This is a genomic window from Pantoea sp. Seng (assembly GCF_009829935.1).
Classification (GTDB): domain Bacteria; phylum Pseudomonadota; class Gammaproteobacteria; order Enterobacterales; family Enterobacteriaceae; genus Pantoea; species Pantoea communis.
The window spans coordinates 268,039-288,250 of sequence record NZ_SZZV01000006.1; the positions used below are offsets into that span (position 1 = coordinate 268,039).

The window sequence follows — 20,212 nt, forward strand, 5'->3', positions numbered from 1 at the left end:
ATGTCCGAAAATAACCCACCTGTATTATTAATCATTGAAGAATAAGGAAATATCCAAATGTAAAATTGCCGGATAACCGGTAACAATTTCTTGCAATAGTAATCTTAATGCGTATATTTCTCATTTGCTTTCTTAACGGCATTTTTACGGTCGTTCTGTTTGTGCCAGGACGGCACGGTCGGGAAATACCTCATCCTGATATTCCTTTTCAGCACGTTATTTATGGCTGGATCTAACAGACGTCAGCAGCTATGCCGCCAACACAAAATAACGATAAGTTGATTGAGGAATATTATGTCTTTCAAAGAAAAGCGCGTCAGGGAATCAGGCCGTGCACCGCAACGTGCATTGCGTATCTCTGTACTGGCAATGATGGTAGCGTCAGGTATTGCCCAGGCCGCGGATAGCACCAAAACAGAACAAACTCTGACTGTGGATGCCAGCGCCAGCAGCGATGCGCAAGAGCAGGCAGCAAAAGATTACAGCGTCCCGGTCACCCGTGCCGGTACCAAAATGGCATTGACCGCACGTGATATTCCGCAATCGGTCAGCATTGTCAGCAAGCAGCGTATGCAAGATCAGCAGCTGCAATCCCTGAATGACGTACTGTCGAATACCACCGGTATTAGAGGCGTCAGCAGCGATATGGATCGTACGAACTACTACTCACGCGGTTTCATCATCGATAACTACATGGTTGATGGCATACCTACCGCTTTTGCATCACGCTGGAACCTGGGCGATGCCCAAACCGATATGGCGTTGTACGAGCGCGTTGAAGTGGTGCGCGGTGCCACCGGCCTGTTGACCGGCCCAGGTAACCCGTCAGCTTCCATCAACATGGTGCGTAAGCACGCCGACAGCAAAGAGTTCACCGGGAATCTGGAAGCGAGCTACGGCAGCTGGGATAAACAGCGCTATGTCGCCGATCTCTCTGCGCCGCTGTCGCCTGAAAGCAACGTGCGTGGTCGTGTAGTCGCAGGTTACGAAGATAAAAACAGCTTTATCGAGCGCTATGGTTTCGAGAAGAAGTTCATTTACGGTGTGGTGGATGCTGACCTGACCGACAAAACCAAGCTGTCTATGGGTTATGAATTTACCCAGGTCGATACCGACTCCCCAATGTGGAGTGGTTCGCCGCGTTGGTATACTGACGGTTCACAAACGCATCTACGTCGCGGGTACAACACTTCGCCAGAGTGGGCTTACAATAACAAAGAAAACAAAAAGGTCTTTGTTAACCTGCAGCAGAACTTCGATAACGGCTGGAACATTACGCTTAACGGCACACACAATGAGATGTTCCTCGACAGTAAGCAGCTCTACATTGATGGCTATTTCGATAAGAACACCGGTATCGGCACCTCGCCATATGCTAATTACCCTGTTGTAGGCGGCACTGGATACAACACCGGTAAACGTAAAGTCGATGCCGTCGATGCGTTCGCCAGCGGCCCGTATGAATTGTTAGGTCGCCAACATGAACTGATGGTGGGTGTGAATTACAGCCGTCAGGATAATAAATACTACAGCGCGTGGGCAAATATTTCGCCGGCCGAGCTGGGCAATTTCAATAACTTCAATGGCAACTTCCCGGAAACCGACTGGAATCCACGTGAGCCGGCATCAGACACGCAATTAGTACGTCAGAAATCCGCTTATGTCGCTACTCGCCTTTCACTGGCCGATCCGCTACATGTTATTTTAGGTGCGCGTTATACCAACTGGAATCGTGAGACGCTGAGTGCAGAGATGGAGAAGAACAACACGACACCTTACGGCGGTGTGATTTGGGACTTCTATGATAACTGGTCAGCTTACGCTAGCTATACCTCAGTATTCCAGCCACAAGATTATCAGGATGCTTCGGGTGGTTACCTTTCACCTGTCATTGGTAAGAACTATGAAGCTGGTGTTAAGTCTGATTGGTTGAACAGCCGTCTGACCACTTCAATTTCAGTATTCCGTTCAGAACTGGACAACGTTGCGGAAGCAACTGGGGCGACCAACCCGGATACCGGTAATGCCATCTACGTTGGTAAGAGTGGCGTAGTCAGCCGTGGCGTCGAGTTCGAAGTGAACGGTGCGCTGACGGATAACTGGCAGATGACCTTCGGTGGCACCACCTATGTGGCTGAAGACCGTGATGGTGAGAACTACAACTCACAGCTGCCACGCACCTCGTTCAACCTGTTCACCAGCTATCGTCTGCCGATGCTAGATCAGCTGACGCTGGGCGGCGGTGTGAACTGGCAGTCGAAGACGTACAAAGACGTTGGCGCACCGGACGGCAATGGCACCTGGCGCGCACGTCAGGGCAGCTATGCGTTGGTTGATCTTTTCGCACGTTACGACGTGACGAAAAACCTGAGCGTGCAGGGAAATCTGAACAACCTGTTCGACAAAGAGTATGACGAAAACGTCGGTAGTGGCGGCATCGTTTATGGCGAACCTCGTAGCTTCTCGGTGACTGCGTCTTACCGTTTCTGATTTCAACCAACCGGGCACGCAGCGATGGGTGCTCTGCCAGGATTCACGTGGGTGTTCGTGAGTTAATGGCAGGGGCGGCAAGGATGCCGGCCCGGCGTTGTTCGCATCAGACTTGATAAATTATCAACATCCCGCCGCAATATAATCCCCGTTCGCACTGATCGGTACCACGGTTAAAAACAGCACCAGCGCAAATAAGATCAGCAAAGCGCCTCCGGCAATACGTACCATCCCCAGTATTTGGTGCGTGCGTGGCGATGACTCAGCCAACCACAATTCTCCCGCGCGATGACGGAAATGGCGAACAAACAGGGCCAGCGCAACCAGCGCCATGCCGGTGCCGAGTGCCATGGTCATCACCGCAAACATGCCCCAACGGGTAATACCAATCACGCTAGCAAACAGCAGCACTGTGAGTGCGCCGCTGCAAGGGCGTGCGCCCGTGGCAATAATAATGCCGATCCACGCTTTCCAGTTATCCACTGATTCCGTAATTATGCCGTGATGATGGCCACAGCCGTCATGATGCTGCTCATGCTCATGCTCATGCTCATGCTCATGCTCATGCTCATGCTCATCTTGATGCTGATGCTGATGCTGATGCTGATGCTGATCTTGGTGCAGATGTTGATGTTGGTACAGATGCTTATTGCGACCTCGCCAGGCTTGCACCATCATCATCACGCCGAGCGCGGCGATAAACAGCGCGCTGGCTTTTTCCAGATACCAGCGACTAGTGCTGAGATCGCCAGTCGTCAGGTTAAAGCCAACGGCCAGGATAAACACAAAGGCGATGGCGCTGAGGCCCTGCACCAGGCTGCCAAGAAACGGCACGGTGAGGGCGACACCACGCGGCGGTTGATGAGTAGTGAGCCAGGTGGTGACGATAAATTTGCCATGTCCAGGGCCAACCGCGTGCAAAATGCCATAAATAAAGGTCACGCCAATCAACCACAACCCCGCGCTGTATTGCCCGCTATTGATTTGCAGCAGATGCGTCACCAGCAGGCGGTGGAGTTGGATCTGCGTTTGCAGTGACCAGGCGAGAAACGCCGTCCATTGAGAAAAAAGCACGGCGAGCGCGGCAAAAATTGCCAGCGCTACAAGAGTAAATCCATTTTTAGTGGCAGTCATAGCTATCAGATATCGCGGCCCTTAAAACGGACAGCATGCAGGATTTTAGTGCGATTTTATAGGGTGTAAGGCGGAAGTAATCTGGGCGCTCCAATAGCCATTAAACGTGAAAACACAGGTTGGTGATGCTGGAAGCAGCAACCTGGCTCAAAAGCATCAGTGCCCATGTCACCTGCGCAAACGTAACGTTATGAAGTATTCTTTACAGCAGCCAGGGCGGTTTTGCCCACGGAAGTGAAAATGGCATCACTCTGCGGGGTGTGAATGCGACCACACAACACATTACGATAGTGACGTTGTAACGGATGGTGGCGCGTTAACGCATGATTACCAATGTTTTCCACCATCAGCTCAACGGCACGGATGGCATTTTCTGTCACCACCTGTTTGATCTGTGCTGTATGGCCGCTAGCCACTTGACCGCGTGCGGCACTGTTAAGTAGCGTGTGATTAGTGAACAGCAGTGTATCAATCTGTCCGACTAACTCCTGAAAACGTGGCAAGGATGCCAGCGGTGCACCGAGGTTGGCAGGAGCGCGCTGTTGTAAAAAGCCGATAAACCAGTCGCGTGCACTTTGAGCAATCGCGTCATACAGCGAGCCGAGCAGCACCGCCAGCCACACAGACTCTTCTTCATTTAACCCTGCTTTCGGTATGCTCCAGGGTGCAACGCTGACTGCGTGATTGAGCGGAATGAGCACCTCATCTAACACAACGCGATGGCTACAGGTGCCGCGCATTCCCAGATGATCCCATTCATCGACGATTTGGATGCCTGGCGCATCGGCGGCCACCAGATAACCGCCGACCAGCGGATCGACATCATCACTGCTGGCCCAGACGAGAAACCAGCTCAGCCCATAGCTGCCGGTGGAGTAAATCTTCTCGCCACTGATGCGCCAGCCCTCGGCGGTTCTTCGCGCTCGGGTTGCGGGCAAACCGCCACGCGCAGGCGTACCCAGTTCCGGCTCGACGCGCAGCGCATTGATTAACGCGCCCTCGGTTACCACGCTGCTCGCCACCGTCGCGCGCACACTTACGGGCCAATCAGATTCCTCACTCAGCCTCCGCGTATTGAGATACTGCATGATCAGAATCAGTGCTGCGGAGGGTTCGCCGCGCGCGACTGCCTGAATGATCGCCTGACAATCGCGTAAATCGCCACCACCGCCGCCTGCGGAGACGGGCAAAGCGAAATACAACAATCCAAGTTGTTGCAGATGAGCAAAAGCCGCGCGCGGAAATTCACCGCTTTGATCAACTTCTTCAGCATGTTCAGCCAATCGTTCGGTGAGGGCTGGCAATATTTCAGCTAGAAAAAGTGTGTTATTTGCCATTGAGAAAACCTTTTTTATCGATGAATAACATAGGGTCGATTGTTTCCTGATATGGCAAGGCTGTAAAAGCAATAAAACCGCACAACACATGCGTAATCGGCATAATTACACAGCTGGTTGCGCTGTTAATTAACGATTAATCTGCCTGCTTCTGAAATGAATTATTACAACGCTCACTCTTTCACCTGTATATATTTTTGGGAGTAAAATCATGCCAGAAAATTATTTACTTTCGCGTCGTCGCTTTCTTGGGTATTCCGCCGCAGCGATGATGGCGTCTACTTTACCAGGGCGCAGTTTCGCCGAAGATCAGATGCACAATATGCCGATGTCCGGCGACCTGTTGCAGGGTGGTGCGGGTAAGTGGGCACTGGCGAAACCCACGCACATTCGCCTCGCGGTGAACCTTAATGCCATTTGCCTGGCACCGGTTGTGGTGGCCGATCAACATAATTTCTTCAAAGCTCACAACCTTGAAGTGGAATTCGTCAACTTTGGCAATTCCACCGAATTATTGCTGGAGTCGATTGCCACGGGGAAAGCGGAAGCCGCCATCGGCATGGCACTGCGCTGGTTAAAAGCGCTGGAGCAGGGCTTCGATGTGAAACTCACCGCAGGCACGCACGGTGGCTGCATGCGCTTATTAGCGCGCAGTGACGGTCCCGCCACGCTGGAGCAGCTAAAAGGCAAAACCATCGGCGTTACCGATATGGCGGGCGCAGATAAGAACTTCTTTTCACTGATGCTGAAAAAGCACGGCGTCGATCCCAATACCGACGTGAACTGGCGTGTATTCCCCCAAGATTTGCTGCCAATGGTGTTGGAGAAAGGGGAAATTCAGGCCGCCAGCGGTTCAGATCCGATTATGTGGCGCCTGGCGCAGAAGCCGGGCTATCGCGAAGTCGGTACTAATTTGATGGATGAGTACGCCAACCTGAGTTGCTGTGTGGTGGGCACGCGTGGCGGTTTGATTCGCGAACAGCCAGAGGTGGCTGCCGCGATTACCCATGCCATCCTGCAAGCGCACGCCTATGCTGCGCAGCATCCCGAAGCGATCGGTAGCGAGTTCAACGGTCAGGCGCTGAATACCACGCCGCAGGAGATCGCCAGCGTACTGAAAACCCATACCCATGGGCACTATTCGGTGGGCAATGCCTTCGTCAAAGAGATCGATGTTTATGCGCGGGATTTGAAGGCTATTAAAGTGCTGCGGCCAGAAACCGATCCGCTGCTGTTCGCTAAGGGTATCACCAGCAATGTGCTGGTGTGAGGGGCGATCTTATAACGCGCAATTTGATGTGGCGGAGTGATTTATCGCGCATTCATCGAGCAGCGTTGTTGCTCAGGAATGCGCCATAAATGACATGGTGATAAAGAAAACCCGGCGAATCAGGCAATCTTTTGTGATGTCTGAATCGCATTTGCTAGCTTGAAAGTCTCAGCAGGCAGCTGATGCGCAAACAACTGCGTCGACAGGTAGCTGCTGCCGCCATCTGCCAACAAAACCACGATACGCTTGCCGTGATTCTCCGGCCGCGCCGCCACCTGTTCTGCCGCCCACAATACGGCCCCGGAAGAGTCACCCACCAACACGCCTTCGCTGAGCGCCAGTTGACGTGCCGCCGCATACGCTTGCCAGGTTTCTACGGCGATCACTTCGTCATACACTCGGTGGTCCAGATTCGCCGGGATGCGTTCGGGCGGCTGATTGCTAAAGGCGTGCACCCCGGTGATCTCGAGCGGTTCCGGACGCAATTCGCTGGGTTGTGAACCCACGCCAGGCTCCACCGCGATCACCTGCAGGCTTGGGTACTGCTGTTTGAGATAGCGTCCGGTTCCCGACAGTGTGCCGCCGGTTCCCACTGCCGCAATAAAGATATCCAGCTTGCCGCCGCTGTCGCGCCAGATCTCTGGCCCGGTAGTCTGAACGTGCACGGCCGGGTTGGCGGGATTCTCCAGCTGTAACAAAAAATGGACTTCCGGCTCCGCAGCGGTGACCTTTTCCGCCAGCCATTTGGTGGCGGCGACAAAATCGCCATTGCTGGCTTCATAAAACTCTCGGAAGCCCTCAATGGTGCTGAACGGCACCACTTCAGCACCGTAAGCCTGAATCAGTTGCGTGCGTTCGATGCTAACAAAATCATTGATATAGACGCGGAATTTATAGCCCTTAGCGGCGGCAATCGCCGCCAATCCAATCCCGGTATTGCCGCTGGTGGTTTCAACCAGCGTGTCACCAGGCTGAATGGTGCCGTTGCGCTCAGCGGCTTCGATCATGCTGAGTGCGATGCGATCCTTGACGCTGTGATTAGGATTAAACAGCTCCAGTTTGGCGATCACTTCGGCCTGAATCTCTTGTTGCTGGGCATAACGCGAGAGCCGCAGCAGCGGGGTATTGCCAATCAGTTCGGTGATTGACGAGGAAATTTTTGCAACCATAGTTCACCTCTGTGGTGGAGTAGTCTGCCTGGGCGTCATGATTGACGCACCATGAGATGTGGCAACGTTTCTAAAAGGTTCTTCTTCAGGCGCATCACCATGCCGTTACCATTTCACCGCACTGCGCTGCCACGAAAGCAAACGGTCACGCACCAGGAATAACAGGGAGATCAGGGAAGAGAACAGCAGTGCCATCACGATCAGCGCCGCATACATATTGGCGTAGGCCGCCCAGCCCTGAGCCCACTGGAGATACCAACCAAGGCCCGATTTCACTCCCATCATCTCTGCGGCAACCAGCACCGAGAACGATGCGCCCAGCCCCATAAATAAGCCGACAAACAGGTGCGGCAATGCGGCGGGTACCGCCACGCGCAGCACCAGGAATATCGAATTGGCGCCCAACGTGCGCGCCACATCGTAGTAACGGGTATCGACGCTGGAAACGCCGGACCAGGTCAGCACGGTCACCGGGAACCAGGTGGCCAGGGCGATGAGAAATACCGCAGCGGAGAAACTGGAGGGGAAGAAGTAAAGTGACAGCGGCAGCAATGCCGTGGATGGCACGGGACCCAGGAAGCGCAAAATCGGATGTACCCAATAACCGAGTCCTCGCGACCAGCCTATCGCCACGCCGGTCACAAAGCCCACCACGCTGCCGTAGAGAAAACCAAAGGCCAGCAAACGCAGCGAATTGAGCACGCTGTCCAGCAGACGTGGCCAGTCAGTGGCGTAGGCTTCGACCAGTGCGCGCGGCGGTGCAAAGAAGGGCGCGGGCAACAGCGCCAGCTTTCCGGTCACGGTTTCCCACACGCCAATCAGCAGCGCCAGCACAATCAACCACGGCCCGCTACGTTTCAACGGAGCCAGCAGCGCCAGACGCGGAAACACGCCAGAGGCTATTGCCAACACGGTGAGTAACAACGCAATCCCGGCAAACAGTTCATGGGTTTGATCGACAAAGCGCGGGGCAGCAAATCCCTGCGGCTTGTCCGGTACCGCCACCATCAGCGCCACTAACGCCCACCATAGCAACAGCGCACCCCAGACGGCGGGTTGCAGGCGGCGCGGTGCTGCACGGTGTTGGGCAATCGTGAGGGTTTCACTGGCCATGACTCTCTCCTTAACTCGACATGTTGCTCATGTGCGCCATGTTACTGGCGTGCTGATGGGCGGATTCGGCGGGCAGCAGTTGCGGCACATAGTTTTCGGCAAACTGCTGCGCATCGGTATCCGGGCGAATCACGTTGATCTTCTTCAACTCCTCAACATAGGTCGCGACTTCACTGCGCAGCTGGGCGCCGGTGGAGTGGTGGTGGTGAGTGTGCTCTTTGAGCATCGCGGTGATGTCCTCCACCGGCACCGAACCCGGCACAAAAGGCTGGAAGATTTTGGCGGTTTCGGCGGGATGATCGGCCGTCCATTGCTGTGCATCGACGATGGCCTGAGTGATGGCCCGTGCGGTGGCAGGATCGTCGCGCACCAGCGAACCGCGCAGCCCCAGCACGCAGCAGGTCATGGTGGCGTATTCACCTTTCAGGTTGTTGTCGACTTCCAGCAGGTTATGCTGTTTCTTCAGCAACCAACCTTGTGGGTCATCGGTTGCCAGTGCCTGTACTTCGCCTTTACGCAGTGCCTCGCCAAACAAATCGGGCGGATATTGCAGCCAGTTGACCTGTTTGTCCGGATCGATGCCCTGTTTCGCCAGCTGCACGGCAAAGAAGTTACGGATTGGGCTGGCCTGATCGCTGACCGCGACAGATTTACCTACCAAATCTTTTACATCGCGAATGCCGCTGTTTTGCGGGGTCAGTAAACGCATGCATCCGCCGTGAGTCCCGACGGTGAGATCGACGTCAAAGCCTTGTTCCAGCGGTTTTAGCCAGCGTAGCGCCATGCCAATACCACCATCGGCTTGCCCGGTAGCGATCGCCTGCAGCAGCGCATCGGTCGGGCCGCTGAAGTTAACCGGCTCAACGTTGAGGCCATATTTCTTGAAGAAACCCTGTTTCAGGGCAACGGAAATCGGCGCCTGACACACCGCCGTTTGTCCCCACGCCAGTTTGATGGTTTTAAGCGGTTTGTCGTCGGCGAAAACATTGCTGCTCAACAATGGATTCACCGCTACACCGGCGCTAAATAAACCCAGACCGCGCAATAATGCGCGCCGGCTCATAAAGTATTTTTGCATTGCCATTCTGCTTTCCTTGTCATTAAAGATCACGGGCACTATCGCTTAGTGATTTCCCGTCACCAAATAACAATCCCGCATGAGGTCATGCAGTTTTTCTTTATGAAAAATGACGGATAGGTTTGCCGAAAAGGCTATTTCAATCAGGAGAGAGAGACGCTTATGGTTATTTGCTGATAACTGTCGGCACACTATTATTTAGCAGGAGCGAAATATGGCCATGACCTCTGCAGGCGTGAATATTGCTATTGAAAAAGTGAATCACCATTTCACGCTTGAAGGCAGTGACTTACCGGTACTGGAGAATATCAATTTACAGGTGAAGGCCGGTGAATTTGTCGCTCTGCTAGGGCCTTCCGGTTGCGGGAAATCGACTTTATTACGTTTGCTCGCCGGGCTGGAACCTCCAGCCAGCGGTTTACTGGCGGAAGAGGGGAAAGCCATTACTGCACCCGATCCTTCACGCGTGGTGGTGTTTCAGGATCCTACGCTCTATCCATGGCGCACGGTGTATGACAACGTCGGTCTGGGATTGCAGATTCGCGGTGAGAGCCGCGCAATACGCGATAAACGCATTAACGCGATGCTAGATCGTGTCGGGCTCAAGCAGTTCGCCCGCGCCTGGCCGCATCAGCTGTCTGGCGGTATGGCTCAACGTGCTGCGTTAGCCAGAGCGTTGGTGAATGTGCCGCGTTTACTGATCCTCGATGAACCACTAGGCAAGCTCGACTCGTTGACGCGGTTGCGCATGCAGCAGGAGATTGTTGACCTCTGGCAGGAACAGCAGTTCACCACGCTAATGGTAACGCATGACGTTGAAGAGGCGCTGGTGATGTCGAATCGTGTGGTGGTGTTCAGCCCAAGACCGGCGAAAGTGGTGGATGTCATTGAGGTGGATCTGCCCTGGCCGCGCCGGCGTGATGATCCTCAGCTGGTGGCGCTGCGCAGCCATATATTGAATCTGCTGGGGAATGAGCAGGCGGCCGCTTAAATCGCCGTAGAGAACAGTAATTCACGTAACCAGCGATGTCCGGCATCGCGGTGCGTGCGTTCATGCCAGACCACAATTTTGTTGAACCCCTGGATTGCTAACGGAGGAGGCAAGACCTTTAAACCAGGTAAATCGTGCGTTAAGCGACGCGGCACCACGCTGATCAAATCACTGACGCGTAAGATCTCAGGTAAAACTAAAAAACTGCACACCGAAAGTGTCACACTTCGCGAACGTCCAACCGCGGCTAACGCCTCATCCGTCACGCCTTTGAAGTTGCCTCCCTCGTAGGAAACTAAGGCGTGGTCCTGCGCGCAGAAACTGTCGAGCGTTAAACCTGTCTGCGCAGACAGTGGATGGTCCTCGCGCATGAGACACACATACTCTTCATCGTACAGCGAGCGGGCATGCAGATCGGGTGGGGCACTGTCTGGCGTGATCAACGCGATGTCGATGTCACCCCGTTCAAACTGCGCGGATAACTGCTCGTTGTTAACGGGCAATACCGCCACGCGGATACCCGGCGCCTGCGCTCGTAATGCGGCCATAAAAGGCACAATGACCGCACGCAGGGCATAATCAGTGGCCGCAATCTTAATGGTCATTTCGGCAGTCGCAGCCTCAAAGGCTTTGGGCTGTAACAGTTCAGACACTTCCGCCAGAATGGCCTTAACGGGCTGAGCCAACTCCAGTGCGCGCAACGTCGGAACAACGCCGCGCTGCGCCCGTGTGAACAGAGGATCATCAAAACACTCTCTCAGACGCGTTAACATGCCGCTGACTGCGGGTTGCGTCAGGGCTAAACGCTCAGCCGCGCGGGTGACGCTGCGCTCATCCAGTAAGGCATCCAGCGCTTTGAGCAAATTGAGGTCGAGGTTGCGGATATCGGTTTTCATCATCTTCCGGCGATGGCGTGGCAATACCTCATCATACGCTGCTACCAGATATCACGAAAACGTATATCAAAAATAAATAATGGCGATTGGTCTTATTTCATAGGGAGTCAGATACTTCACCCACGATTTATCCACGGTGAGACGAATGAAATGAAAATGAACGCGATTAACTGGCCAGAAGGATTTGTACCGGGCTTTAGCGATAACTACTGTTCCAACGAAGTGATCGTTGCAGGTTTGAGCACCCAGGATATCTTGCCTCTGCTGAACACGCCGTCACTTTGGCCGACTTATTACCAGAACTCGGCGAATGCGCGCTTCTATGACAATAAAGGCCCGGAACTGGCGCAGGGCGTCCGCTTCTATTTCGAAACCTTTGGCTTCCCGGTGGAAGCGCAGGTCACCGAGTACGTAGCACCCGAAGCGGGTGAAGCCGCCCGTGTTTCCTGGCACGGTTGGGCGGGCGAAGTGGGTAGCGAAGACCGTTTAGATGTTCTGCATGCCTGGCTGATTGAAGATCTCTCTGACAATCGCGTACGCATCCTGACCCAGGAAACGCAAAATGGCAAACCGGCGGTTGAGCTGGCTAGCGCTAAACCTAATCCGATGATCAATGGTCATCAGGATTGGCTGGATGGATTGGTTGCGGCTGCGAAAGCGCGCCAATAATTAATGCAGGGTCAAAACCTAAATAAAGCGGCCGAAAGGCCGCTTTCACCATAATAGACCCTGCTGCTAGCAATCAATCTTTAGCGAAAATCCACAGATCCTCTTTGGGCAACGAGATGCGGAAGCGCTGATTTCCGCGGAATTCCTTGCCATACACCCTCAATGCGAAATCATCCCCCTCGGTACGGAACAGATATTCCCAGCGATCGCCTAAATACATACTGGTGAGCAAGGGCAGTTCAAGTGCGTTGTCATCCGCGGTGTCAGCGATATTCATGCGTTCGACGCGAATCACCGCTGTCCCATCCTGTCCAACCCGCACATCGCCACTCGGTTTACCCCACAGCGCCCATTTTGCCCCGGCAATGCGCGCCCGGCCGCCTTCAACGTGGGTGATTTTGCCGTGCAGACGGTTATTGCTACCCATAAACTCAGCGGCAAACAGCGTTGAAGGCTGGCTGTACATCTCTTGCGGTGTGCCTTGCTGTTCAATCACGCCGTTATTCAGCAACAGAATACGGTCAGAGATCGCCATGGCTTCGTTCTGGTCATGCGTCACCATTAAGGCAGACAGTCCGAGACGAATAATCAGCTCACGCAAGAACACGCGCGCCTCTTCACGTAGCTTAGCATCGAGGTTAGAGAGCGGTTCATCCAGCAGAATCACCGGCGGGTTGTAGACCAGCGCACGGCCAATCGCCACGCGCTGCTGCTGACCGCCGGAAAGCTGATGCGGGTGGCGTTTGCCAAGATGCCCGAGCCCCAGTTGATCCAACACCGCCTGAACACGTTGATTAATCTCTGCTGTGGCCACTTTGCGCAACTTGAGCGGGTAGGCCACGTTCTCAAATACGGTTTTGTGCGGCCACAGCGCGTAGGACTGAAAAACCAGGCCGAGATTGCGCTCTTCAGCTGGGATTTCACTTTTCGGCGTGCCATCAAACACCACATTCTTGCCGATATTGATTCGCCCCTGAGACGGTTTTTCCAGGCCGGCCACGGCGCGCAGCAGGGTGGTTTTGCCGCTTCCCGATGGGCCCAGTAGTGAAACCACTTCGCCTTTTTTCAACTGCATCGATACGCCTTTCAATACAGGATTATCGCCGTACATCAGATGCAAGTTATCAACCGATAATTCAATCATGTAATTTCACTCCAAAGCGTAAAGCGATGCCGAGGCCAACCACCACCAGCACGATATTTATCAGGGAGAGCGCAGCGACGATATCAATGGCGCCCGCTGACCACAGAGAGACCAGCATTGAACCGATGGTTTCGGTGCCGGGTGACAGCAGATACACGCCCGTTGAGTATTCGCGCTCAAAAATCAGGAACATCAGCAACCACGAGCCAATCAGGCCATGGCGTGACAGCGGTACGGTCACGTGACGCGTGGTTTGTCCCGGGGTGGCACCCACGCTGCGTGCGGCTTCTTCCAGCTCCGGGCCGACCTGCAACAGCGTTGAGGAGATCAGGCGCAAGCCATAAGCCATCCACACCACGGTGTAAGCCAGCCAGACGCTAAAGATGGTTTGACGCAGGGAACGCAGCCAAACGACGAAGTTTTCGCGCAGCCAATCGGCAACCGGCAGGCTGGAGAGCCAGCCATTTTTCAGTGACTGATCGAGCCACATTGGAATGAACAGGAACACCCAGAGAAACGCCAGACCGGCTAATAGCCCCGGCACGGCGCGCGGCACCAGCACGCTGTAATCAAGGAAACGCGTAACCTGATCCTGCTTGCGATGCATGGCGATGCCGACAAACAGGTAACAGATTACCGCCACCGCGCCGCCGATCACCCCAATCAGCATCGAGTTGACGATGGCACGTAACAGATTGGGTTGATCCCAGATACTGCGGAAGGTCGCGAAGGATATTTCATCCCACAGTGAGACGCCGACGCCCCAGTGCGAGATAAACGCCCGCATTACCACACCCAAAAGCGGCACGCCGATGGTGATGGTCAGCCAGGCCAACACCACCGCACCGGCGATCCAGCGCCATTTGCCCAGCGGTAGGGCGCGCGCTTGTGATGCTTTGCCTTTCATGGTGACAAAACGGTTGGCGGTGCGCATCAGCCAGCGTTGCAGCATCACCAGCGGCACGGTGAAGCAGATCAGCACCACCGCCACGGCGGCCATCAGATGGTACGAAGGGGTGCCGAGCTTGTTAGTCAATTTGTACAGATAGGTGGCAAGCACCATGTTGCCTTCCGGATCGCCCAGTACCAGCATCAGGCCGAACACCTCTAACCCCAGGAAGAATAGCAGCACACAGGCATACAGAATCGAAGGGCGCACCATCGGCAGGCTGACCGAAGTCATCACCTGTAACGGTGAAGCGCCGACAGTGCGCGCGGCTTCTTCCACATCGGAGCTGACGCTGCGCAGTGCTGATGAGATATAGAGATAGGCGTGCGGCACGTGAGTGAGTCCGGCGATCACCACGATGCTGGTCATCGAATAGATATTCCACGGCACCACGCCAAACAGTTGATTCGCCCATTGAGACAAGAATCCCACCGGCCCGGCGGCAACCACATAGCCAAAGGCCAATACCATCGGTGAGACAAAGATCGGCACCAGAATCAATGGCTCAATCAGGCGGCGTCCTGGCAGGTTGGTTCTGACCATCAGGAAGGCCAGAATACCGCCGAGCGGAATAGCAATGATCACCAGACCAAACGCCAGAATAAAGCCCGACTCCAGCGCCTTATAAAAATCAGGATCGGAGAAAATAAATCCAAAGGAACCGAGCGTCAGCTCTTTCTTTTTGGCAAAGAACGGCGCGGAGAGAAAACTCTGCACCACAATAAACATCAGCGGTACGTAAATAACCAATGCCGTGATCAGAACAATCAATGCACGTGGCAAACTCAGCCACTTTTTCAGTAACCTGCTCATATGCCAACCCTATCAAACACCGGAGGCGAAAGGAGATGTTATGCGCCGCGACGGGCGCATAACGTGGGGAGCATTATTTCCCGGCGGCGGTACGCCACTGTTTAATAAATTCCAGGCGTTTTGCCGGTTCCAGATATTCCAGCAGCGATTCATCCACCGGAATCGGCTTCAGAGCATCGCCCAGCATTTTGGTCATACCGTCAATATCGTTTTTGCCTTCAATATCATTGCGCAGGGAAGGGATGTCCGCCTGATTTGCCAGGATACTCTGTCCCTTTTCTGACAATACATAATCCAGCCACAATTTAGCGGCGTTCTCATGCTCACCCTCTTCGGTGATAAACGAAACGCGAGACAATACCAGGATATAATCTTTCGGGTAAGCGATGCCCAATGCCGGATCGTTCTTCGCTCGGGCTTCGGCATAAGAACCGAGAATATTAAAGCCAATAAAATTCTCGCCTGAAGAGACACGCTCCATCATCGTGCCAGTCGAAGATTGTACCGTCAGACCGCCTTTCGCCATCCCCGCCAGATTTTCTTTGTAATGCGGATCCACTTTGCTGTCCTGAACCGTCAGCATGAAACCTAATCCTGATTTTTCAATATCGTAAGTGGTCACTTTATTTTTGAATTTAGCCGGATCGGCTGCAATCATTTTAGCCAGTGCGGTGTGAGAGTCAGGCGCGGTGTCTTTTGGGATGAGTTTATTGTTGTAAATAAACACCACCGGTTCGTAGGTCGTGCCGTAGGCTTTATTTTGCCACACTGCCCATTTTGGTATTTTGCTTTGCTCAGGCGAAGCATATTCCGCCGCATATTCTGTGGCCAGCTTCAGCGCGGTGTCCATAGATGAACTCCAAACCACATCACCGCTGCCGCTACCCGAGGCCTGCTCACTGATGTAACGGTTATAGAGTTCGGTGCTGTTCATGTCGTTATATTCAACTTTGATGCCCGGATACAGTGACTCAAAGCCTTTGATCAACGGACCCGCCGCTTTGGTGTCAGTGGTTGAATACACCACCACTTTGCCCTCTTTTGTCGCTGCATCAATGACTTTCTGATACTCAGCGGGATAACCAGCAGGTACAGCCGCAAGCGCAGAGAAGGAGAGTCCTGCCAGTACAGAGGTTGTTAAAAAACGCAGAGAGGTTTTCATACAGATCCTTTTGGTTACATTTGTTACAAGAATTTAACAGTAACCCATTGCGACCCCGATGCAATCCACCGCGTAAAGTTTTTACAGCTTTTGTGACCTTAGTTAAATTATTCATTTCTTCGATAAATTATTTCACACTGAATATTGGACTAATAAACCATTTTTGCAGGGATACGTTCATGGAATCCTTAATTGAACATTAAGAAATAGATTCATTTATTCAGTTTTCAGAAAAAGATAATCACAAGCGGAGAAACTATTTTTTCCTTTTAAGGGAGATTTAAGTTTACCCGGTCATCATGAGCGCAATATGTTGACGGGGACACCAATCATGACTGACACCTTTTCAGAATTAAAAGCGAAAGTACCGCAAGCCACCTTGTTGTTTTGGGTGCTAAAAATGATGTCAACGACGGTAGGTGAAACCGGCGCGGACTGGATTAACTTTGGGTTAGGATTCGGCCTGACCAACACATCGGTTATTTCTGCATTGCTGTTCTTGTTTGTATTGCTATTTCAGCTGCGCGCACCCCGTTATATCCCATGGCTTTATTGGCTGACTGTATTAATGGTGAGCATTACCGGGACCTTACTCACTGACTATTTGACCGATCAAATGCAGGTTCCGCTGCTCTATTCTGTGGCGATGTTTGGATCGGGACTGGTGATGGTGTTGATGTTCTGGCATCGCACCGAAGGCACGCTGGAATTCTCATCGATCAATACCAAAGGTCGTGAAATCTATTACTGGCTCGCAATCATGATCACCTTCGCGTTTGGTACCGCGCTGGGTGATGCGTTAGCGGAAAGATTATCGCTCGGTTACCTGACCACCACTCTGTTATTTGTAGTGCTGATTGCGGCGACTGCGGTGCTATGGCGCATCGGCAAACTCAGCAGCGTGACCTGTTTCTGGACGGTTTATGTGCTGACGCGCCCCTTAGGAGCCTCTCTCGCCGATCTGTTCTCTCAACCGATTAAAGAGGGCGGATTGGGTTACGGCACCACGCCGGTCAATATTATTTTCCTGCTGGCAATGGCGATATTAATCGGCGCATCAACGCTCTACGGCCACTCTTCGCGCCAGATATCCAAACTCTAACCCGACCAGGAATGAAATTATGCTTCAGCATCTGATGGATTTTCTTTCTGGCAGCCACATGATTGCGTTGGTGAATGCCGACCCTTTATATGTGGTAGCCATTGTCGCGGTGATTATCTTATGTGAAACCGGCTTAATCATCGTGCCGTTTCTGCCGGGTGATTCGTTGTTGTTCACGGTAGGCGCCTTTTTACCGGCCACCTCTCTTTCACCCCTACTGGTGATCGCCCTGTTAACCGCCGCAGCGTTTATCGGTGATACGCTTAATTACCATATTGGTAAAGGGGCGGTGGGGCGTTTTATTTTACGGCGTCAGTGGCTGAACGTTCAGCATAGGGAAAAGACGGAAGCCTTCTTTCGCAAATATGGCGCCGCCACCGTGTTTATCGGTCGCTTCGTGCCGATTGTGCGGACGCTCGCGCCGTTTATTGCCGGCCTCTCATCCATGCCCCGTTCGACATTCTTGCTGTGGAACTTCGCCGGTGGTCTGGCGTGGTGTGGCAGTTTCATCGCGCTCGGTTATTTCCTTGGCGATCTGGCCTGGGTGCGCGATCACCGCGAGTGGCTGGCGCTCGGCATTATTGGCGTTTCACTGCTGCCGGTTCTGACCGCGGTAATACGTCCTGCTCAGCAGGAAGAGTCATGAGAGTGCTGCTGGTGGAAGATGATCGCATGATCGGGGATGCGGTGTATGCGGCGCTAAAGGATGCCGCCTATGCCACCGATTGGGTGCGTGATGGCGAACAGGCCCTGCTAAGTCTGGCTACACACAGCTACGATTTGGTGCTGCTCGATTTGGGCTTGCCGCGTCGTGATGGTGTGGAAGTGCTGAAACAATTACGTCTGCAGGGTAACCAGGTGCCGCTACTGATCGTAACTGCCCGCGATGCACTGGAAGATCGTCTGAATGGCCTGGACGCGGGTGCCGACGATTATGTGCTCAAGCCCTTTGCCATGAGTGAACTGCTGGCGCGTGCGCGTGCGGTGATGCGGCGCAAAGCAGGCAATGCCGCGCCATTGATGAGCAATGGTCGGTTTACGCTGAACCCTGCGACCCGCCAGGTGTGCCATTTGCAACGTGACGAAACCCACATGCTGTCGGCTCGCGAGTACGCGCTGTTGCAGGCGCTGCTCGCCCAGCCCGGTCAGATTTTTTCGCGCAGCGAGTTAGAAAGCAAAATCTACGGCTGGGGTGAGGAAGTAGAGAGCAACGCGATTGAGTATTTCATTCACTCGCTGCGTAAAAAGCTCGGTAGCGATGCGATTCAGAACGTGCGGGGCGTGGGATGGAAAGTCTCAAAAGACGCCTGAGTGAATCAGTGCAGTTGCGGTTGTCGCTGGTGCTGTGTGTCGCCGTTGGCAGCATCGCCTTTCTCAGCGGGGTGCTGGGCTTTATCTCTGCCTGGGATGAAGCACATGAGTTGCAGGATTCGTCGCTGCAACAGATTGCCAGTCTTGCCAAAGACGGCATGCTTACGCCCGGTAACAGCAGCTTCATTAGCCCACCGCTCCAGGATGAAGAAGCCTCGCGCATTGTGGTGCACTTCATCATGCCTGCTGCTGCGCCAGCCGCTGATTTTCCACTGCCCGCGCAACTGGATGCAGGCTTTCATACCCTGAAAGTGAATAAACAAAGCTACCGCGTGCTGATAGAAAATATGGCAGGTGGTGTGCGCGTGGCGGTGGCACAGCGTGCTTCGGTACAGGAAAGCGTCGCGCTCTCATCCGCGCTTCGCACCTTAGTACCGTTTGGCATTCTTTTTCCAGTTCTGCTGTATCTGATTGCTGACCTGGTTAAGAAGATTTTCCGCCCGATTCGTCAACTGGCGGCGGAGGTCGATCAGCAGCGCGACAGTGCCGCGATGTCGCTGAATGGCGCAACCATTCCCCGTGAAATCCAGCCCTTTATCACGGCGATCAATCGCCTGCTGCAACGCTCTTCTGACGCTATCACGTTGCAGCGACGCTTTGTCGCCGATGCCGCTCACGAACTGCGATCCCCTTTAACCGCGCTGATGCTGCAATCCGAGCGGCTGGCAAGCAGCGAACTGCCGCCAGAGAGCCAGCATCGGCTGCGCGATCTGCGTGCCGGTATGGAGCGTGCCAGCTGGCTGGTGGAGCAACTGCTGACTTTAAGCCGCGCCCAGAGTGGGGAAGCGGTAGTACTGCCACCGGTCGAGCGCACACAAGTGTTCGCGGTGGTGAAACAGGTGATTTCCGATCTGCACCCGTTAGCGGAGCACAAAGCCCAGGATCTGGGGGTGCTCAGCATCAGTGATGCGGTGGTGAGGGTTCGCCCCTCTGATCTCTATACCGTGCTGCGTAACCTGTTGCACAACGCCATTCAATACACGCCGGAGGGCGGATGCATCGATATGGCTATCGAAAAGCATCATGGCCAGGTGTTGATCACCGTCGAAGATTCCGGCCCCGGTATTCCCGCTGATAAACACACGCGAGTGTTTGACGCTTTTTATCGCATGGAAGGCAATGACGCCAACGGCTCAGGCTTAGGTTTGTCGATTGTCCACGCCATGCTGGTTCGTATGCAGGGCGAGGTGGTACTCGCTACCGCCTCACGCTTCCCGTCAGGTTTAAAGGTAAGTGTTTCCCTGCCACTGGCTTAATTGATTACAAGGAGATAGCGATGTTTCTGACATCTGAGAACGCGGAAAATATTAACGATACGGTTTTTCTGCTGTTGAATGCGCCGGCACATGCATCAACGGCAATGCTGAGTTTTGGCAATGCCTGCGCGTCGTGGCTGATATTCATCTACCCGCTGGCGTTACTGATTTATTGGTTTAGTTTCAACCGCAATCATCAACAGGTGGCGTTGTCCGCTTTATTGACGTCACTGATAGCCTTAAGTATCAACGTCATCATCGGGGATTT

Annotated in this window: 17 protein-coding genes and 1 pseudogene; 9 read left to right on the forward strand and 9 right to left on the reverse strand. The window is 53.7% G+C overall.

The window, feature by feature from the left end; all coding sequences use genetic code 11:
- Positions 1-294 precede the first annotated feature (294 nt).
- The gene (gene fhuE / locus FD737_RS08610; RefSeq protein ID WP_160833272.1) at positions 295-2,490 is read left to right on the forward strand and encodes a ferric-rhodotorulic acid/ferric-coprogen receptor FhuE; all 2,196 of its coding nucleotides are present in this window, start codon (positions 295-297) and stop codon (positions 2,488-2,490) included.
- A gap of 123 nt (positions 2,491-2,613) precedes the next feature.
- On the opposite strand, the gene FD737_RS08615 is transcribed toward fhuE, so the two are convergent.
- Together FD737_RS08615 and FD737_RS08620 are read right to left on the reverse strand one after the other, a co-directional pair.
- Positions 2,614-3,624 carry a nickel/cobalt transporter gene (locus FD737_RS08615; RefSeq protein ID WP_160833273.1) on the reverse strand — a complete coding sequence of 337 codons (1,011 nt, stop codon included), beginning with the start codon at positions 3,622-3,624 and terminating at the stop codon, positions 2,614-2,616.
- 188 nt (positions 3,625-3,812) lie between these two features.
- Positions 3,813-4,961, reverse strand: coding sequence for an acyl-CoA dehydrogenase family protein (locus FD737_RS08620; RefSeq protein ID WP_160833274.1), 1,149 nt, complete (start codon positions 4,959-4,961; stop codon positions 3,813-3,815).
- A gap of 211 nt (positions 4,962-5,172) precedes the next feature.
- Between FD737_RS08620 and FD737_RS08625 the strand changes: the two genes are divergently transcribed.
- Positions 5,173-6,231, forward strand: a complete 1,059-nt coding sequence (locus tag FD737_RS08625) for an ABC transporter substrate-binding protein (protein ID WP_097117826.1) — start codon at positions 5,173-5,175, stop codon at positions 6,229-6,231.
- A 119-nt stretch (positions 6,232-6,350) separates the two neighbouring features.
- On the opposite strand, the gene FD737_RS08630 is transcribed toward FD737_RS08625, so the two are convergent.
- The 3 genes from FD737_RS08630 to FD737_RS08640 form a co-directional block, all read right to left on the reverse strand.
- Positions 6,351-7,400: a PLP-dependent cysteine synthase family protein gene (locus FD737_RS08630; protein WP_160833275.1), complete on the reverse strand. Its 1,050-nt coding sequence runs from the start codon at positions 7,398-7,400 to the stop codon at positions 6,351-6,353.
- 105 nt (positions 7,401-7,505) lie between these two features.
- A complete protein-coding gene (locus tag FD737_RS08635) occupies positions 7,506-8,513 on the reverse strand; it encodes an ABC transporter permease (RefSeq protein ID WP_160833276.1) in 1,008 nt (335 codons plus the stop codon).
- Positions 8,514-8,523: 10 nt separating this feature from the next.
- Complete coding sequence (locus FD737_RS08640; RefSeq protein WP_160833277.1) at positions 8,524-9,597, reverse strand: ABC transporter substrate-binding protein; 1,074 nt, start codon at positions 9,595-9,597, stop codon at positions 8,524-8,526.
- Positions 9,598-9,805: 208 nt separating this feature from the next.
- Between FD737_RS08640 and FD737_RS08645 the strand changes: the two genes are divergently transcribed.
- Positions 9,806-10,582 (forward strand): ABC transporter ATP-binding protein, encoded by a 777-nt coding sequence (locus FD737_RS08645; RefSeq protein ID WP_160833278.1) that lies wholly within the window; start codon positions 9,806-9,808, stop codon positions 10,580-10,582.
- Here FD737_RS08645 and FD737_RS08650 read toward each other — a convergent pair.
- A complete protein-coding gene (locus FD737_RS08650) occupies positions 10,579-11,478 on the reverse strand; it encodes a LysR family transcriptional regulator (RefSeq protein WP_160833279.1) in 900 nt (299 codons plus the stop codon). The genes FD737_RS08645 and FD737_RS08650 overlap by 4 nt on opposite strands.
- Positions 11,479-11,634: 156 nt before the next feature.
- Here FD737_RS08650 and FD737_RS08655 point away from each other — a divergent pair, with 156 nt between their 5' ends.
- On the forward strand, positions 11,635-12,147 hold the full coding sequence (locus FD737_RS08655) for an SRPBCC domain-containing protein (RefSeq protein ID WP_160833280.1): 513 nt from the start codon (positions 11,635-11,637) through the stop codon (positions 12,145-12,147).
- 73 nt (positions 12,148-12,220) lie between these two features.
- Here FD737_RS08655 and FD737_RS08660 read toward each other — a convergent pair whose 3' ends face one another.
- The 3 genes from FD737_RS08660 to FD737_RS08670 form a co-directional block, all read right to left on the reverse strand.
- The gene (locus FD737_RS08660; RefSeq protein WP_160833281.1) at positions 12,221-13,291 is read right to left on the reverse strand and encodes an ABC transporter ATP-binding protein; all 1,071 of its coding nucleotides are present in this window, start codon (positions 13,289-13,291) and stop codon (positions 12,221-12,223) included.
- Positions 13,284-15,053: an iron ABC transporter permease gene (locus FD737_RS08665; RefSeq protein WP_160833282.1), complete on the reverse strand. Its 1,770-nt coding sequence runs from the start codon at positions 15,051-15,053 to the stop codon at positions 13,284-13,286. The genes FD737_RS08660 and FD737_RS08665 overlap by 8 nt, the downstream gene beginning before the upstream one ends.
- Before the next feature lie 73 nt (positions 15,054-15,126).
- The gene (locus FD737_RS08670; RefSeq protein ID WP_160833283.1) at positions 15,127-16,215 is read right to left on the reverse strand and encodes an ABC transporter substrate-binding protein; all 1,089 of its coding nucleotides are present in this window, start codon (positions 16,213-16,215) and stop codon (positions 15,127-15,129) included.
- Between the two features lie 331 nt (positions 16,216-16,546).
- Here FD737_RS08670 and FD737_RS08675 point away from each other — a divergent pair, with 331 nt between their 5' ends.
- The 5 genes and pseudogenes from FD737_RS08675 to FD737_RS08695 form a co-directional block, all read left to right on the forward strand.
- Positions 16,547-17,317, forward strand: coding sequence for a hypothetical protein (locus FD737_RS08675; RefSeq protein WP_160833284.1), 771 nt, complete (start codon positions 16,547-16,549; stop codon positions 17,315-17,317).
- Positions 17,318-17,336: 19 nt separating this feature from the next.
- A complete protein-coding gene (locus tag FD737_RS08680) occupies positions 17,337-17,963 on the forward strand; it encodes a VTT domain-containing protein (RefSeq protein WP_160833285.1) in 627 nt (208 codons plus the stop codon).
- Entirely contained in the window at positions 17,960-18,628 is a 669-nt protein-coding gene (locus FD737_RS08685) for a response regulator transcription factor (protein ID WP_160833286.1), read from the forward strand. The genes FD737_RS08680 and FD737_RS08685 overlap by 4 nt, the downstream gene beginning before the upstream one ends.
- Positions 18,604-19,944: an ATP-binding protein gene (locus tag FD737_RS08690; protein WP_160833287.1), complete on the forward strand. Its 1,341-nt coding sequence runs from the start codon at positions 18,604-18,606 to the stop codon at positions 19,942-19,944. Before FD737_RS08685 ends, FD737_RS08690 begins: the two co-directional genes overlap by 25 nt.
- 20 nt (positions 19,945-19,964) lie before the next feature.
- A pseudogene (locus FD737_RS08695) lies at positions 19,965-20,212 on the forward strand (undecaprenyl-diphosphatase); the annotation flags it as partial.

Excerpts from the sequence above, each read along its gene's own strand:
- FD737_RS08615 (WP_160833273.1), bottom strand. The coding sequence starts at position 3,624 with ATGACTGCCACTAAAAATGGATTTACTCTTGTAGCGCTGGCAATTTTT.
- FD737_RS08620 (WP_160833274.1), bottom strand. The coding sequence starts at position 4,961 with ATGGCAAATAACACACTTTTTCTAGCTGAAATATTGCCAGCCCTCACC.
- FD737_RS08665 (WP_160833282.1), bottom strand. The coding sequence starts at position 15,053 with ATGAGCAGGTTACTGAAAAAGTGGCTGAGTTTGCCACGTGCATTGATT.
- FD737_RS08670 (WP_160833283.1), bottom strand. The coding sequence starts at position 16,215 with ATGAAAACCTCTCTGCGTTTTTTAACAACCTCTGTACTGGCAGGACTC.
- FD737_RS08685 (WP_160833286.1), top strand. The coding sequence starts at position 17,960 with ATGAGAGTGCTGCTGGTGGAAGATGATCGCATGATCGGGGATGCGGTG.
- FD737_RS08660 (WP_160833281.1), bottom strand. The coding sequence starts at position 13,291 with ATGATTGAATTATCGGTTGATAACTTGCATCTGATGTACGGCGATAAT.
- FD737_RS08640 (WP_160833277.1), bottom strand. The coding sequence starts at position 9,597 with ATGGCAATGCAAAAATACTTTATGAGCCGGCGCGCATTATTGCGCGGT.
- FD737_RS08655 (WP_160833280.1), top strand. The coding sequence starts at position 11,635 with ATGAACGCGATTAACTGGCCAGAAGGATTTGTACCGGGCTTTAGCGAT.
- fhuE (WP_160833272.1), top strand. The coding sequence starts at position 295 with ATGTCTTTCAAAGAAAAGCGCGTCAGGGAATCAGGCCGTGCACCGCAA.
- FD737_RS08675 (WP_160833284.1), top strand. The coding sequence starts at position 16,547 with ATGACTGACACCTTTTCAGAATTAAAAGCGAAAGTACCGCAAGCCACC.
- FD737_RS08680 (WP_160833285.1), top strand. The coding sequence starts at position 17,337 with ATGCTTCAGCATCTGATGGATTTTCTTTCTGGCAGCCACATGATTGCG.
- FD737_RS08635 (WP_160833276.1), bottom strand. The coding sequence starts at position 8,513 with ATGGCCAGTGAAACCCTCACGATTGCCCAACACCGTGCAGCACCGCGC.
- FD737_RS08690 (WP_160833287.1), top strand. The coding sequence starts at position 18,604 with ATGGAAAGTCTCAAAAGACGCCTGAGTGAATCAGTGCAGTTGCGGTTG.
- FD737_RS08625 (WP_097117826.1), top strand. The coding sequence starts at position 5,173 with ATGCCAGAAAATTATTTACTTTCGCGTCGTCGCTTTCTTGGGTATTCC.
- FD737_RS08650 (WP_160833279.1), bottom strand. The coding sequence starts at position 11,478 with ATGAAAACCGATATCCGCAACCTCGACCTCAATTTGCTCAAAGCGCTG.
- FD737_RS08645 (WP_160833278.1), top strand. The coding sequence starts at position 9,806 with ATGGCCATGACCTCTGCAGGCGTGAATATTGCTATTGAAAAAGTGAAT.
- FD737_RS08630 (WP_160833275.1), bottom strand. The coding sequence starts at position 7,400 with ATGGTTGCAAAAATTTCCTCGTCAATCACCGAACTGATTGGCAATACC.